A 13,298-nucleotide genomic window follows, 5' to 3' on the forward strand; every position below is an offset into this window, starting at 1 on the left:
CAGGCTGTTTGGTATTTAGGCAAGGCAGAGCTTATGTGGTGTGGTTATTCCCCATAAATAGGCGATAACGCAGCATCAATGCCAAACAGGCGCTGCCCGAAGAGTTCTGCCTAGGCGCGACTTACTCTTTGTTGCCTACATGGATGTAGTTAAGGGGCGTGAGCAGGACGCGGAAGCTTTGCTCGGTTTTGACTTATTCTTACATGGATGTAAGCCAGTAGAATAACGCAGGAGCAGTTATCGAGCCCACTAGGTTACAAATCTCGCGCCGCGATTAAGCAGCCTCTAGTTTGAACAAATTTTAATCCGCAAAGGTAAACAGACCCTAGTTTAATCTTATTTGTTGTTAGCTACGTATTTTAATTTAGTTTTTGCGCAGCTGCTCATAGTAATACGACTTCGCATCTTTTATAGTAAATCTCTGTTATAGTTAGAAATAGCTAAGCATCGTCACAGTGCTTGATCATGGTTGATACACGAGGATAGAGCTTATAATGAAATGTTTCACACTGGTTTTACTTACCATAAGCCTTTTTAGCTGCTACGCAGTGGCAGGCCCAAGTAATAAAACTCGCTTTATTCCACTATTAAAAACTAAGCTAGGTAATTACGAAGTTACCTCAAGTAACTCGGGTTTGTGCACTAATAGTCGATTGCAATTTAATAACCCTGAAGATCCTGAGCAAGGTTTTAGCTTAGGTAAAGAGATTTTGTTTAACTCATTACACAATGGCACTCGTACTATTCAAAAGCCTAATTATTGTTTTATTACCAGCTCACTTAAATACAAAACTAATGGCCTCGAAAATGGTTTACGTATGAGCCGATGTGATAATCCAATTCACGAAAGAACCATTAAACAAACCATTACTTTTTTAACCGATAACACCCTTAAATACACCTTAGATAACCCAAGTGTAGAATGCGAATTTATTAAAGTTGCTGACTAACACTGTATTTTAGGAATATCGCGCCAACGTGTTGTGTATTGCGGCGATAAAAAAGCTCTATTCATATGCCAGCGTTCATTTAGTTGGCTGCTTGCTACGCTAAGCATTCCTTTCCCAAAGCGATGATTTATCGCATCTAAGCAGCCCATTAACTGCGGGTTATCGGTTTGTTTCTCAAATAAAGTATGTTGTTGAAACTGCTGTGGGCTAAGCTCTAATGCACCCACTCCGCATTTATAAAAACGAATACCCGGTTGATATATCTGCTCAAAACTCTTTGATACTGCACTTGCTATAACACGGGTATCGTTAGTGGGCGGATCAAATTGATGCATAGCTGACTTTTTATAAAAAGCTTGTTCATGTGACGAGCTGGCGGCAAAAATATAAATACGATGAGTGAGCGACTGTTGCGCTCTTAATTTTTGTGCAACCACGCTGGCATGGTTTATTAATGCGGTTCTCACTGCATCAGGATCGTTAAGGCGCTGGCCAAAACTACGCGTTGAAAAAATAGCTTGTTTGTTTTGGCGCACATCATCCCAGTTTAAACAGGTAATGCCATTGAGCTCGTTAATTGTACGCTCAAGCACTACGCTAAATTGGCGACGAATTGTTCTTGGACTTTGCTCAGCCAGCTGCCATGCGGTATTAATATTCATTAGCGCCAGCTTTTTAGCTATACGTTTGCCCACTCCCCATACATCCTGGCAGTGCATTTGCTGTAAAATAGCTTGTCGGCTTGCTTCATCATCAATCACGGCAACCCCATTAAAGCCAGCTAGTTTTTTAGCAGCATGATTCGCGGCTTTGGCTAAGGTCGGTGTTGGCCCAAAGCCAACCCCAACAGGGAGTTTGGTTTCACGCCATACTGTACGCCTAATTAGCTGCCCATATTGGTGCCAATCGGTAATTAATGGCTGATAGCCTTTAAAGTGCAAAAACGATTCGTCAATACTGTAAATATGCTGGGTATCACAAAAGCGGGCAATAACGTTCATCATTCTATCGCTTAAATTAGCATACAGCTCATAGTTAGATGAGCGCACCACCACCTGATGCTTTGCTAGTAATTGCTTAACTTTAAAATAGGGGCCAAATTTAGGAATATTAAGCTTACGGGCAATAGGGCACACCGCACATACGCAGCCATCGTTATTGGTTAGCACCACTACCGGTTTTGAACGAATTGCGGGGTCAAATACCTTTTCAGCACTGGCATAAAAAGCAACCGCATCAACTAAGGCATACATGAAAGTATCTCAGGGCTTTGCCGATGTAACCTAATTGAGCGAGTTACCACCCCTTCAAGCTGAAATTCATCAGACTCGGTTAATTGCACGGGTTTATAAGCAGCAGAAGCCGAGAGCAGTCGCGCATTGGTTTTATCTAGCAGCTTACATACAAATAAACCATTTAAGTTCGCCACGATAACATCGCCATCTTTAGGAATCTCAGCACGGTCAACTAACAGTAAGTCGCCCTCAAAAATACCAATTTCTTGCATAGAGCACCCTGATGCAACGCCAATAAACGTAGCATCTGGGTGTTTTATTAATAGCTCATCGAGTGATATCCCTAACTCACTATACTGTGCTGCAGGCGATTCAAACCCGCAAACACCAGCCTCTATATAAATGGGAATAACAAACATAACACAACCTAAAACGCATATACTGTATAAGTGTACAGTATATGCGTTTTGTATCAGTTATGCCAAGTAATGAATGGCAGATCAATCCATGTTTTTGATCATTTGTTGGGCAGTATGTAAAAAGTCATTGATTTGCTGTGAGTTTAAGTTTTTACACATTTGCGTATTTACTTGCTCTTCGGCGGCTAATAGCTTGTCATAAAGCGTGCGACCTTCAGAGGTAAATGACAAAATAAAACAGCGTTTGTCGTGGTCACTGGCATCTTTGTTAATCAAATTTAATGCGAGTAGCTCTTTTACTAAGCGTGCTATTTGGGCTTTGTCACGCTGAGTTTGATTAACAATATCGTTTGCAGTGCACTGAGTTGTTGTTGCAATAATATGGAAGCAGCGTACGTGCATTGCGTTTAAGCCAAGCTCGCCCGCATTAATCGCTTCGCGTATGGTAACGCGATAATTTTGCATTAAAGCAAATAATGTATTGGCTAATGAGATATGCATAGGGAATCCATAATGGTTGACAAAGTCAATTAAATTGATATAGTTGATTTTATCAACCAATGGGGCGTTGTGCAATTCATCTTTTTTAATGAGGTAAATTTATATGGGTAAAAAAGTACGCAAAGCAACAGTATTAAGCACAGAGCAAATAACCCCACATTTACAGCGCATTATTGTTGGCTCCGATGAGTTTAACGACTTGAACGCTCAATATATTGGTAACTACGTAAAGGTACTTATTCCGCAAAATGGCCGCGTTGATTATAATATTAAAACTTCATGTATGCGTTCATACACTATAAGGCATGTTGATGAGCACACCGGCGCACTTACCCTCGATTTTGTAATTAATATGCACCAAGGTCCAGCAACTAATTGGGCTAAAAAAGCAAAAGTAGGCGATGAGGTAGGTATAGCAGGACCAGGCCCTAAAAAGCTTGATAATTATGAACACTCACATTACATACTACTTGGCGATTTAACTTCGGTTAATGCAATTAAAGGCTACATGCAGCAACTGCCTAAAAACGCAAAAATTGACGCGATTATTCATGCACCAACAAACGATGATGTGATCAGCTTGGAGTCGCCGCGAGATGTAACTTGGTTAATAACACATAAACCAGATACAGATGTGGTAAACGCATTAAAATCGGTGCCGCTTAGTGAGCAACAACCTATTGTATTTATGGCACTAGAGGCCGGATTAGTACGCAAAGCAAAAACCGTATTAACTGATGAATTAGCGATACCGCGCAGTCAAATTGTTTCATCGGGTTATTGGAAAAAAGGCCTTGATTCAGAGGCCTATAAACTAAACCGCCAACAAACTGCAGCTAAAAGTAGCTAGCTTTTTTGTCGCTCAATCGCAACACCTTAGCGTTTCAAGATAAGCTGCCTTGAATTGGTGTAATGTACACCCATCTCTTACTTTAGATTTATTATTTATGGCTAGCACGTCATAAGTCGCTATTTAATTTGGAGATGCTGCTTTGTTATCAACTATCCCTTTTTCATTACTTGAACTGGCGCCTATGCAAAAAGGGGCCACGGTTAGTGACACCTTAAACAAAAGTACAGCCTACGCACAAAAAGCAGACCAATTAGGTTTTAACCGTTTTTGGTTAGCCGAGCATCATAATATGCCTGGGATTGTTTGTGCCGCCACTTCAATTTTAGTAGGGCACATAGCCGGCAACACTAAAAAAATACGCGTAGGGTCGGGTGGAATTATGTTACCTAATCATGCGCCTTTAGTGGTGGCTGAGCAATTTGGCACCTTAGAGAGTTTGCATCCTGGTCGAATTGATTTAGGGCTAGGGCGCGCACCAGGTAGCGATCCGGTGACAAGTCGCGCCTTAAATAACGACATTAGCCGCGCTGAAAACTTTCCTAATGAAGTAAGCGAGTTACAAACACTATTAGGCCCATACGAGGGGGCTAAGCGTGTACGAGCAATACCCGGTGAAAACACTAATGTGCCTATTTGGCTTTTAGGCTCAAGTTTATTTAGTGCCCAGTTAGCAGCGCAAAAAGGATTACCCTATGTATTTGCGGGGCACTTTGCACCGCGTTTTGTACATGATGCAATAGCCTTATATAAACGAGAATTTAAACCATCAAATGTATTAGCTAAGCCTTATGTAATGTTGGCATTACCTTTAGTGGCTGCCGATACAGATGAAGAAGCACAATACTTATCAACCACTTCAAAACAGCGGGTGCTATCGTTAATTAGAGGCGACGAGTTGTGGTTAAAGCCCCCAGTTGAAACAATGGAAGGCTTGTGGAGCGAACAAGAGCGTGCTCATGTTGAGAGCTTTTTAGGATTAAGTGTTACTGGTGGGCCTGCAAGTATTAAACACAAATTAGAAATGATCGTGAATCAGTTAGGGGTCGATGAGCTTATATTCACCAACGATTTATATGACGATGAAAAACGTCATCGAGCGTTACAAATCCTAATAGAAATAAAGAATTAAGCTGTTTATTAAGCAAGCGTACACGCAACCATAGTTACACTAATAACCAAATAGAGAATCGAGTAAAGATTGAGTAAAAATAAATGATTTATATTTTCAATCGAACTGATTCAATTAATCTGTTTTAAGGATTTAATCAAGCACGTTAAAATAAAACAATATTCCGTTAAGTTAACAACTAAGAGGTACACCGTGAAATCTCAAATAAATGTTGCTCCACACACATTCAATAAGCCTATGCACCCCAAAACTGCATTGATTGCTGAAGGTGGAGGTCAGCGAGGGATATTTACAGCCGGTGTACTTGACGCGTGGTTAGAGCAAAACTACGACCCGTTTGATTTATTTATAGGCACCTCTGCTGGCTCGCAAAATTTAACCAGTTATTTAGCGCGTCAAAAAGGCTACGCAAAACGCTTGATCAGAGGGCTTTCGCGTCATAAACGTTTTTTTCAGTTAGGTCGAGGCCTAATGGGTAAACACATTGTTGACTTAGACTGGTATTTCGAAAAAACCACTGAGGTTAATAGAGCATTAGACTTTAAAACGGCAAAAAATAGCCTTGGTGATAGAGAACTCCTGATCACTACAACCAATGCACGTGATCGTAAACCGTATTATTTATCTCCTACTGGCGATGGCAAACACTGGCGAGAGCTATTAAAAGCGTCAAGTGCTTTACCTTTTTTGTATAAACAAGGTGTTCAACTCACTCCTTGGTTAGGCTCAAAAGCGGCAAACGAAGCACATTTAGCTGCAGAGCAATCAAGTGAAGATTTTTATTTAGATGGCGGCTTAGCTGCGCCATTGCCTGTACGCGAAGCTTATAACCGTGGCGCACGAAAAATCGTGGTAATAAGAACCGTTGATGAGAATTTTCAAGCGCAAACTGCATGGGTTCAAAAGCTTAGAACATTTGCATGTGCATCGGGCTACTGCCCAAAAACACTTGATTACTTGATTCAACACGAGCAAGCATACCTAGACGAGCTTGAATTTATTGCTAATCCCCCAGATGATGCTGAAATTATTCAAATTTTTGCTAACGAAAAGCTACATAGCAAATTGTTAGGCAGCTCTAATGATGACCTCCGATTTGATCATAAATTAGGCTTGAAAGCAGGTCGTGATTATTTAAAAAACTATCATACAGAGTTAAACCGTTTCAGTGAGCCGCAATACGCAATGTAAGCAAGCCTCTAGGGCGTTTATAGCGCTAATTAACAAGCCGCATGCAAAGCAATATGCACCTACTGTATATTGCTTTGGCGTTAAACTTAGCCTGTAATTTTAATGGGTTAATAAAAAATACTGATCAAACTAAACAACTCAAGCTAGCGTAATTACCACACACTGTAACGCATCATATTAATAATAAAACCAGTCTAGCATCATAACTCAACCACCAATCTCAGTTCATAAACTCACTGTGAGTCGACTTACCCTGCACAAAATTTAACAAAGCGTACTATTCTTATCTTGGAAATATAAGAGGCCGTATAATTTTAACGCAAGGCTTAGTGCTGTGTCGTCTGAAGCTACAAATATATTATTGATTTTTTATAAAAAACGATAAGGTATGAGTGTGATTTTATATTCACAATAACTGAAATAAAATTCATGTGACGTGCTGTGCATTTATTGTTTTAAACACCTAAAGATATAAATGTAGAAGCAAGCGGATATAAAAATAACAAATAAAGGACGGGTGATGTTTGAAACAGTAGTAAAAAGTGTCAATGGCCTTTTATGGGGCGAAGGGCAAGTACTTATTTACATTCTCCTATTTACCGGAATATGGTTTTCAGTACGCTTAAAAGCAATTCAATTAGTTAAATTTAAGCACATGTTTAGCCTGCTAAAAGGCAGTAGTAAGTGTAATAAAAACGATATTTCATCATTTCAAGCGCTCTGTACTGGGCTGTGTGCTCGAGTAGGCACAGGTAATTTAGCCGGTGTGGCTGTGGCTATATCACTCGGTGGTAGCGGTGCCATATTTTGGATGTGGGTCATTGCTATACTAGGTATGGCAACCGGATTTGCAGAAAGTATTTTAGGCCAGGTATATAAAATTCGCGACAGCAATGGCGAATTCAGAGGTGGCCCTGCGTATTACATTCAACAAGGCTTAGGCAGTCGTGCATTTGCTATTGTGTTTGCCGCCTGTTTGTTTTTAGGTTACGGCTTTACCTTTAGCGCCATGCAAACCAACACCATTACTGATGCACTAAATTACGCATTTGAAATACCCACTTTTTACTCAGGTGTTGTGATCACACTTTTAGCAGGCTCTATTATTTTAGGTGGCTTTAAAGCCATTGCCCGATTCGCCGAGCGAGTAGTGCCTGTTATGGGCATCGTGTTTGTGCTTGTTGCTGTGGTAATTACATTGATTAACTTCACCCAAGTACCTGCCATGCTTAAAGATATATTTTTATCAGCGTTTGGCTTGCAAGAAGCTGGTGCAGGCGCCATGGGGGCAGCCATTAAAAATGGTATACAACGCGGTTTATATTCTAATGAGGCTGGCGCGGGAAGTGTGCCCCATGCATCGGCTAGTGCCAGTCCAATGCCAAACCACCCGGCTACGCAAGGCTACATACAAATGTTAGGGGTGTTTTTTGATACCATCGTATTGTGCAGTTGTACCGCGGTTATTATTTTATTGGCCGATGTAGATATAAGCGGTGAAATGGAAGGCATACGCTTAACACAAAGCGCTATGACCTCACACTTAGCGCAAGGCGGCGTGTATTTTGTAGCCGCTGCCATTACTTTATTTGCTTTTACCTCGGTGGTTGCTAACTACGCCTACGCCGAAAGTAACCTCCACTTATTTAAGCTCGATAACAAAGTAGGGCGCGGTATTTATACTTTGCTTTATTTATCAATGATGTTGTGGGGCGCATCAGCCACCTTAAAACAAGTATGGGATTTAGCTGATATTGCTCTAGGGTTAATGACAGTAGTAAACGTAATCGCTATTATACTACTCACACCGACTATTTTGTCTGTTACTAACGACTACCACGCACAAAGAGACAAAGGCATAGAGCCTGAGTTTAAGGTAAAAAACGTAAAAGTGCAGGGCAAATGTGAAGACGGAATTTGGGATTAAGATTAAAGTTTAAAATTTTATTTTGCATAAGTATTCATTTTTTAAGTTTGGCTTTAACAACATTAAACCGCGACTCTACAGGTAGTATTTTTAGATGATCGACATTTATGCGGGTAAAACTGCAGCAAAAATAATAAACGAACAAGGTTTTAAACCCGAGATTTTTACCTCTTTTTTAGGGGCAAGTGGTGGCCCTAAATGGTTTACCTTATTTGGTTTAGACAAATATATATTTGGCGAATTTTTTAAACATCGCACTCAACCGCTTAATTTAATTGGCTCATCTGCAGGGGCTTTTCGTTCAGCCTGTTTTGCACAAAACGACCCGGTTGCCGCCATTGAGCGGTTAGCAAAATCGTATTCGCAAACCCGATATTCTAGTAATAAACCAACGCCCGCTGAAATTACACTTAAAGCCCGCGCATTATTAGAAGATGTATTTGGTGATGATGGTGTTACTGAAATTATAAATAATCCCGTTTTTAAAGCGCATTTTATTGTCGCAAAATCTAACGGCTTTATTGCCAGCGAACATAAGTTAATACAGCTTTTGGGTTTATCAAAAAGTTATATGCTTAACCGCGTTAATCGTAAATTATTAGGCGCTCAGTACGAGCGTTTTATTTTTGGCGCGCCCAATAGTAATTTAAGTATTACCGACAGTTATAAGTTTAAAACACAAAACATTGAACTTACTCAAACAAATTTGAAAGATGCCTTATTGGCATCGGGCTCTATACCACTAGTAATGCAAGGTATAAAAAATATTGCCGGTTCGCCACCAGGAATTTACCGCGATGGCGGCATTATTGATTACCACTTTGATTTAAAAATTAATAATCCAGGTTTAATTTTGTATCCGCATTTTAATAGCGAGCCAAAAGCAGGGTGGTTTGATAAAAACTTAAAACGTAAAGTAGCACCACAAAATTACGACAACGTTGTGATGATCACCCCATCAAAAGAATTTATAGCCGGATTACCTTACGGAAAAATCCCAGACAGAAACGATTTTACTGATCTCGATGCCGACACCCGCATTAAATATTGGAATACCGTATTTAGTGAAACGGAGAAATTAGCTGAAGCGTTTGATAATGATTTAAAAAGGAAAAATTAAAATGCATAAGAGGATTAAATTAGATTGCGGCATTACGGTTGATATAGATAGAGTTCCAGATAAATGTCCTATTTGCAATCAAGCACAATTGCCAGCAAATATTTTTGCAAAACTCACTGGTGATATTGAAAATAGAAAAACAAAACTGGAACTTGTTATGGAGTGCATGAACCTAAGTTGCGCACGATTTTATATTAGCCGTTACAGTAAAACTCACGGAACATATAATCATAATTTCAAATTTGATCATTCAATTCCTAATGTCTTTAATGCTCCAAATATTGGACAAGAAATAGTTAATACTTCAGAATCATTTGGAAAAATATTCACTCAAGCTAGTGAAGCTGAGTCTAAACAATTGGATGAATTGGCAGGTATTGGCTATAGAAAAGCCCTTGAATATTTAATTAAAGATTATTGTATAAGTATAAAACCAGATAAAGAAGAAGACATAAAATCAAATCAATTAAGTCGTGTTATAAATAATTATGTAACAGATGAAAATCTAAAAAACTGTGCAAACAGAGCTGTATGGCTTGGTAATGATGAAACACACTATGTTAGAAAATGGGAAAACCATGATCTTAAAGATTTAAAAATCTTAATTCAATTAACTTGTACGTGGATACAAAGCTCAATTTTGACAAAGAAGTATATGGATGAAATGAGTCGTGATTAGATAAATATAGGATGTAATGCTTTAGGGAATAGAATGACAACTCATAAATTACGTTATGTTAAATTGAATGAATTAAATTAAAGTGGGCGTAATCATACAAACTAGCCCACTTATGATAGGGTTTTGATAGCCTAGTTTAGCTCAGAATCGACCCAAAATTTAGTGCCTTTTAAAACAGCTTGCAGTGCAAGGCCACTTTCGATTAAAGAGTAAACAGTAACTTGGTCAGCAATAGCTTCGGCAACTAAAGCGCCACCTTTATCTTGGTATTTTGCAGCAGCATCGGCATTACCACCGAACGCCCAACCATGTTTAATAAATCTATTTAACGCTGCTTGATCGTGAAAAACCATCACAATATTGAAATCTTTAACACCTAAACCTAAGCCTAAACCAGCTTCGCCCATATTCATATAGGTAGATTTTCCGGTTAGGTTATTTTTTACTACACCGTACCCACCACCAAAACTGGCTAAAATAACGTTTACGTTGGCATTATCAAATACAGCATAACCGGCAGAGTTTGCAATTTGAGTTTTAACATCTGGTTTTTTTTCGTATAGAGCAGTTAATGTATTCGACTTCATACTTTGTACTAAAGCACGTTTTTCTCCAGGAGAAGCACTGCCTGTAGTAGCGCAACCTGTTAATAAAACGCTAATAACTAACATGCTCAACAGAAGTAATTTTTTCATGATTTTTCCTTTAATAAGGTATATGGTTAATAAATCTGCATTTAGCATACATATCAAAATTTCGTTATGTCCAATACTAGACAGTATCGGACTTTAAGGTTAATCTATAAGTCTATTATTTTCTTATATATTTTACTATTATGCTTGTTGCTCTGGTCGATACATTAAAACAATTACGTTATCAAATAGCTCATCTTGAAGATAATACACTCCAATCAGAATATCCAGAACTAGCCTCTTTTATACAGCAAGTCAGCTTGACTGTAACTGAATCAAAGGCCGATCTTAATTTTTTATACCAGTTTTTATATGTTTATGGCCGAAAATCAGAAGCAACTTATAGTCGTTTTCGCAATGAATTAGAACGATTTTATTTGTGGTCATGGCTTATAGCTGAAAAATCAGTATTCGATTTAAAGCGTGAAGATATTGAGGCGTATGTTGATTTTATGGTTGAGCCGGATAAAAAGTGGGCATCAACTTCGGTGCAGTGGCGCTATAAAGATGAGCAAGGAGTACGTAGGTTAAACCAAAATTGGCGCCCTTTCATGCAAAAAGAATCTATTGCGAGTCAGCAAACATTATCCGCTATGTTTACTGCACTTAATGTATTTTACAAGTTCGCTATTTTAGAAGAAAAAACCTTCGCTAACTTTGTACCTGTGGTTAAGAAAAATAGCCCTTACTTGGTTGTACAATCACAAATACAAATTCCCGATACATTAAGCGATATTCAATGGGAATACGTATTTGGTGTAACGCGTGATCTGTGCGAACAAAAACCAGAGTATGAAAGAAACCTTTTTACCCTCGCCTGTTTAAAAGGATTATATTTACGTATATCAGAATTATCAGAACGTCCACAATGGTCACCTGTTATGTCTCATTTTTGGCAAGATAACGATGGCTTTTGGTTTTTACGTATAATGGGTAAAGGTAATAAATTACGAGATGTAACTTTAAGTGATGATTTTCTTGAGTATTTAAAACGTTATCGGTTATACCGTGGTTTACCTGCCCTGCCCCGTGTTGACGAATCCGACCCGTTAGTGCATAAAATTCGTGGCCAAGGTGGTATGACAGTAAGACAAATTCGTCGTTTAGTACAACAAAGTTTTGATATTGCTCAGCAGTCATTACTTGATGATGGCTTTAAAGATGACGCGGAACAATTAGAAGCGGCCACTGCACATTGGCTTCGACATACCGGTGCAACGCATGACGCACAAACTCGACCTTTAAAGCATTTATCTGAAGATTTGGGTCACGCAAAAATAGCCACAACCGATCAAATATATATTCAAACAAATATTAAAGAACGGGCAAAGTCTGGAATAAAAAGGAAGATTTAATGGAATACTTAGTTATTGCTTTTATTGGTGCATTATTTTTAATTTATTCTATAACACTACGCCAATTAGAAAAAACAGAAATTACCGGGCCGATGTTTTTTGTTATAGGGGGGATACTGCTAGCATTGATAGCTCCGAACGAAAGTGAAAATTTTAAAAATGGCTTACGGTTTTTATTGCCCTTTATAGAATTAACGCTGAGTATCTTTTTATTTACCGATGCAGCAAAGTCAAAACTAGGAGTATTAAGGCATAGTTTTCAATACCCAAGTTTACTTTTATTTGTTGCCTTACCATTAACCCTACTACTCGGGATTGCTATCGCGTTATTTTTATTTGCTGAGCTTTCATTAATTCAAGCAGCACTTATCGCAATTATATTAACCCCAACCGATGCGGCGTTAAGTAAGGGATTATTAAGTAATACAAAAGTGCCTGAAAAAATACGCGAAGGTATTAATACAGAAAGCGGTTTAAACGATGGCTTATGTGTGCCTATATTTTTAATATTTATTCTGCTCGCAAAAAATCCTGAATCTGCAATTACTGCAACACAAACGTTAAGTGTGTTTGCTAGAGAGTTGGGAGTTGCATTATTAATTGCATTTGCAAGTATTGCTGTTTTTATTCCGTGTTTAAACTTTGCAATGAAGCGACATTATTTTGCCCAAAACACTAGCCCGTTTTTACTATTGGGTGTTGCTATGGCTGTATTTTCACTTACGCAATATTTTCATGGCAGTGGATTTATTGCCGTATTTGTAGCGGGGCTTTTATTTGATAAATACGCGAGTACTAAAATAAACAAAGAGCTGATTGAAGACTCAGAGCATATAGCTGACTTTTCCTCTTTAATGATTTGGTGCTTATTCGGTTTTGTTTGTGCTTATTTAGTGATCCCGAAATTAAATACTGAAATAGTAATTTACGCTTTACTCAGTACAACATTCATCAGAATAATTCCTGTTATGTTGTCACTGCAATTTACGTCATTAAAAATAAAAGAGCGTTTAACGTTTGCTTGGTTTGGGCCGCGAGGATTGGCTTCGATTGTTTTTACTTTAATGGTTATTGATACACAAATAGAAAATAAATTTCAAATTGCGACCATTGCTATGACCACAATTTTATTTAGTGTATTTATTCATGGTATTAGTACAAAACCGATTGCAGACAGTTTTGCTAAAAAAACTAAATAAATATAAACAAAAATAAAAAGGCGTAACTTAATAATAAGTTGCGCCTTT

The 13,298-nt window shown here is 38.4% G+C and carries 13 protein-coding genes; 9 read left to right on the forward strand and 4 right to left on the reverse strand.

Annotation, left to right across the window (positions count from 1 at the left end; translation table 11 throughout):
* The first annotated feature begins 494 nt into the window (after positions 1–494).
* Positions 495–950 (forward strand): hypothetical protein, encoded by a 456-nt coding sequence (locus CWB76_RS06670; RefSeq protein ID WP_010388821.1) that lies wholly within the window; start codon positions 495–497, stop codon positions 948–950.
* Here CWB76_RS06670 and CWB76_RS06675 read toward each other — a convergent pair.
* The 3 genes from CWB76_RS06675 to CWB76_RS06685 all read right to left on the reverse strand — a co-directional run bounded on the left by CWB76_RS06675 (position 947) and on the right by CWB76_RS06685 (position 3,105).
* Complete coding sequence (locus CWB76_RS06675) at positions 947–2,203, reverse strand: Y-family DNA polymerase (RefSeq protein ID WP_138606351.1); 1,257 nt, start codon at positions 2,201–2,203, stop codon at positions 947–949. The genes CWB76_RS06670 and CWB76_RS06675 overlap by 4 nt on opposite strands.
* Entirely contained in the window at positions 2,191–2,604 is a 414-nt protein-coding gene (gene umuD / locus CWB76_RS06680; RefSeq protein ID WP_010388819.1) for a translesion error-prone DNA polymerase V autoproteolytic subunit, read from the reverse strand. Before umuD ends, CWB76_RS06675 begins: the two co-directional genes overlap by 13 nt.
* An 81-nt stretch (positions 2,605–2,685) precedes the next feature.
* On the reverse strand, positions 2,686–3,105 hold the full coding sequence (locus tag CWB76_RS06685; protein WP_138606353.1) for a MarR family winged helix-turn-helix transcriptional regulator: 420 nt from the start codon (positions 3,103–3,105) through the stop codon (positions 2,686–2,688).
* A 103-nt stretch (positions 3,106–3,208) separates the two neighbouring features.
* On the opposite strand from CWB76_RS06685, the gene CWB76_RS06690 reads away from it, so the two are divergent.
* The 6 genes from CWB76_RS06690 (at position 3,209) to CWB76_RS06715 (ending at position 10,004) form a co-directional block, all read left to right on the forward strand.
* Positions 3,209–3,955 (forward strand): siderophore-interacting protein, encoded by a 747-nt coding sequence (locus tag CWB76_RS06690; RefSeq protein ID WP_138606355.1) that lies wholly within the window; start codon positions 3,209–3,211, stop codon positions 3,953–3,955.
* 142 nt (positions 3,956–4,097) lie between these two features.
* Positions 4,098–5,087 (forward strand): LLM class flavin-dependent oxidoreductase, encoded by a 990-nt coding sequence (locus tag CWB76_RS06695; RefSeq protein WP_138606357.1) that lies wholly within the window; start codon positions 4,098–4,100, stop codon positions 5,085–5,087.
* A 237-nt stretch (positions 5,088–5,324) separates the two neighbouring features.
* Positions 5,325–6,278 (forward strand): patatin-like phospholipase family protein, encoded by a 954-nt coding sequence (locus tag CWB76_RS06700; RefSeq protein ID WP_171039601.1) that lies wholly within the window; start codon positions 5,325–5,327, stop codon positions 6,276–6,278.
* A 520-nt stretch (positions 6,279–6,798) separates the two neighbouring features.
* Positions 6,799–8,205 (forward strand): alanine/glycine:cation symporter family protein, encoded by a 1,407-nt coding sequence (locus CWB76_RS06705; RefSeq protein ID WP_075170157.1) that lies wholly within the window; start codon positions 6,799–6,801, stop codon positions 8,203–8,205.
* Between the two features lie 94 nt (positions 8,206–8,299).
* Positions 8,300–9,325, forward strand: a complete 1,026-nt coding sequence (locus CWB76_RS06710; protein ID WP_138606361.1) for a patatin-like phospholipase family protein — start codon at positions 8,300–8,302, stop codon at positions 9,323–9,325.
* Position 9,326: 1 nt separating this feature from the next.
* Positions 9,327–10,004, forward strand: coding sequence for a DUF4145 domain-containing protein (locus CWB76_RS06715; RefSeq protein ID WP_138606363.1), 678 nt, complete (start codon positions 9,327–9,329; stop codon positions 10,002–10,004).
* Positions 10,005–10,135: 131 nt separating this feature from the next.
* Here the strand turns inward: CWB76_RS06715 and CWB76_RS06720 are convergent, their stop codons facing one another.
* Entirely contained in the window at positions 10,136–10,699 is a 564-nt protein-coding gene (locus CWB76_RS06720; protein WP_138606365.1) for a lipid-binding SYLF domain-containing protein, read from the reverse strand.
* Between the two features lie 140 nt (positions 10,700–10,839).
* Between CWB76_RS06720 and CWB76_RS06725 the strand changes: the two genes are divergently transcribed.
* Both CWB76_RS06725 and CWB76_RS06730 read left to right on the forward strand, forming a co-directional pair.
* Entirely contained in the window at positions 10,840–12,051 is a 1,212-nt protein-coding gene (locus CWB76_RS06725; protein ID WP_008108719.1) for a tyrosine-type recombinase/integrase, read from the forward strand.
* On the forward strand, positions 12,051–13,250 hold the full coding sequence (locus CWB76_RS06730) for a cation:proton antiporter (protein ID WP_138606367.1): 1,200 nt from the start codon (positions 12,051–12,053) through the stop codon (positions 13,248–13,250). Before CWB76_RS06725 ends, CWB76_RS06730 begins: the two co-directional genes overlap by 1 nt.
* Positions 13,251–13,298 lie beyond the last annotated feature (48 nt).

It is taken from the genome of Pseudoalteromonas sp. S1609 (assembly GCF_005887255.1).
GTDB lineage: Bacteria > Pseudomonadota > Gammaproteobacteria > Enterobacterales > Alteromonadaceae > Pseudoalteromonas.

Bases quoted from the DNA above. Each gene is read 5' to 3' on its own strand.
- CWB76_RS06670 (WP_010388821.1), top strand. From the start codon at position 495: ATGAAATGTTTCACACTGGTTTTACTTACCATAAGCCTTTTTAGCTGC.
- CWB76_RS06675 (WP_138606351.1), bottom strand. From the start codon at position 2,203: ATGTATGCCTTAGTTGATGCGGTTGCTTTTTATGCCAGTGCTGAAAAG.
- umuD (WP_010388819.1), bottom strand. From the start codon at position 2,604: ATGTTTGTTATTCCCATTTATATAGAGGCTGGTGTTTGCGGGTTTGAA.
- CWB76_RS06685 (WP_138606353.1), bottom strand. From the start codon at position 3,105: ATGCATATCTCATTAGCCAATACATTATTTGCTTTAATGCAAAATTAT.
- CWB76_RS06690 (WP_138606355.1), top strand. From the start codon at position 3,209: ATGGGTAAAAAAGTACGCAAAGCAACAGTATTAAGCACAGAGCAAATA.
- CWB76_RS06700 (WP_171039601.1), top strand. From the start codon at position 5,325: ATGCACCCCAAAACTGCATTGATTGCTGAAGGTGGAGGTCAGCGAGGG.
- CWB76_RS06705 (WP_075170157.1), top strand. From the start codon at position 6,799: ATGTTTGAAACAGTAGTAAAAAGTGTCAATGGCCTTTTATGGGGCGAA.
- CWB76_RS06710 (WP_138606361.1), top strand. From the start codon at position 8,300: ATGATCGACATTTATGCGGGTAAAACTGCAGCAAAAATAATAAACGAA.
- CWB76_RS06715 (WP_138606363.1), top strand. From the start codon at position 9,327: ATGCATAAGAGGATTAAATTAGATTGCGGCATTACGGTTGATATAGAT.
- CWB76_RS06720 (WP_138606365.1), bottom strand. From the start codon at position 10,699: ATGAAAAAATTACTTCTGTTGAGCATGTTAGTTATTAGCGTTTTATTA.
- CWB76_RS06725 (WP_008108719.1), top strand. From the start codon at position 10,840: ATGCTTGTTGCTCTGGTCGATACATTAAAACAATTACGTTATCAAATA.
- CWB76_RS06730 (WP_138606367.1), top strand. From the start codon at position 12,051: ATGGAATACTTAGTTATTGCTTTTATTGGTGCATTATTTTTAATTTAT.